Genomic DNA, 237 nt, shown 5'->3' with positions numbered 1-237 from the left:
CTGACGCAGATCAACCGCGCAACAGCGAAGCGCGCTGCAATCTGTCTCGGAGGCGCCGTGGGGCGCGTTGAGAGGGAGTGCATGATGAAGCTGACCTTTCTGGGTGCGGCGCAAACCGTGACCGGCTCGCGCTACTTGCTCGAAGCGCAAGGCAAGCGGGTGCTGATCGACTGCGGGCTGTTCCAGGGCACCAAGAACCTGCGTTTGCGCAACTGGGCGCCCTTGCCTTTTCCGGCC

Annotated in this window: 1 pseudogene; it reads left to right on the top strand. The window is 64.1% G+C overall.

Annotation, left to right across the window (positions count from 1 at the left end):
• Positions 1–84: 84 nt before the first annotated feature.
• Positions 85–237, top strand: a pseudogene (locus SB751_RS35225) (MBL fold metallo-hydrolase); the annotation flags it as partial.

The organism is Cupriavidus sp. SIMBA_020 (genome assembly GCF_046535395.1).
GTDB lineage: Bacteria > Pseudomonadota > Gammaproteobacteria > Burkholderiales > Burkholderiaceae > Cupriavidus > Cupriavidus campinensis.
This window is presented reverse-complemented; position numbering and strand designations above follow the sequence as displayed.